Below are 1,086 nucleotides of genomic sequence, written 5' to 3' on the forward strand. Positions count from 1 at the left end.
CAATCACGACAGGGTGAACGACGAATGATGCGAATCGGCCAGGGTTTCGATGTCCATCGCTTCGGCGAGGGCGACCACCTGATGATCGGCGGTGTCGCCCTTCCCTTCGAGCGTGGCTTCGTCGCCCACTCCGATGGCGATGTGCTGCTGCATGCCATCAGCGATGCCCTGCTGGGCGCCTGTGCCCTGGGCGACATCGGCTACCACTTTCCCGATACCGACCCGGCCTGGGCTGATGCCGACAGTCGCGCTCTGCTGCGTCATGTCATGGGCCTGGTGGCAGCGGCCGGCTACCGGGTGGGCAACCTGGATGCCACCCTGATCGCCCAGGCGCCCAGGATGGCGCCGCACCTGCCCGCCATGGTCGCCAACATCGCCGCGGATCTGGTTGTCGCGGCCGCCGACGTCAACGTCAAGGCCACCACCACCGAGCGGCTGGGGTTCACCGGTCGGGGCGAGGGTATCGCCGCGCAGGCGGTGGTCCTGCTGGTGCCTCTGGAGGCTGGCGAATGACCGAGACCGCCAGGACGCCGACCGCCCTTGATGCCATCGACTGGCCGCCGGCCTGGCCGCGGGTGCTGGAGGCCGATTTCGGTCCGCCGCCGCCGGGGGGCTATCGGGCGAGTCCCGAAGATTTTCTCGTCGAGGAGGTCCTGGGTTTCACGCCGAACGGGGAGGGCGAGCATCTCTGGCTGTTCATCGAGAAGCGCGACCAGACCACGGCTATGGTGGCTCGGAGGCTGGCAGGGCATTGCGCGGTCTCGCCCCGAGAGGTCGGCTTCTCCGGCATGAAGGATCGCGTCGCCGTGACCCGCCAGTGGCTCTCGGTTCAGTTGCCCGGCCGCGAGGCGCCGGACGACTTGATCGATGCCCTCGGCGAAGGGGGTATCCGGGTGCTCGACCAGGACCGTCACTCGCGCAAGCTCAAGCGCGGGGTGCATCGGGGCAATCGCTTCCGGGTGAGGCTCACCGGGGCAGCGGTCGATGACACGGATCTCGAGGCACGCTGGGACTGGTTGTGTCAGCATGGGGTGGCCAACTATTTCGGTCCCCAGCGCTTCGGCCCGGACGGTCGCAATCTATGGC

At 68.0% G+C, this 1,086-nt stretch carries 2 protein-coding genes; both read left to right on the forward strand.

Annotated features, from left to right (window positions below; translation table 11 throughout):
• Window positions 1-27 precede the first annotated feature (27 nt).
• Window positions 28-513: a 2-C-methyl-D-erythritol 2,4-cyclodiphosphate synthase gene (ispF, locus tag ACESMD_RS03990; RefSeq protein ID WP_372610544.1), complete on the forward strand. Its 486-nt coding sequence runs from the start codon at window positions 28-30 to the stop codon at window positions 511-513.
• On the forward strand, window positions 510-1,086 hold a 577-nt coding region (truD, locus tag ACESMD_RS03995), incomplete at its 3' end, for a tRNA pseudouridine(13) synthase TruD (RefSeq protein ID WP_372610542.1). The genes ispF and truD, both read left to right, overlap by 4 nt.

This window comes from Halomonas sp., assembly GCF_041689495.1.
Taxonomy (GTDB): Bacteria; Pseudomonadota; Gammaproteobacteria; order Pseudomonadales; family Halomonadaceae; genus Halomonas.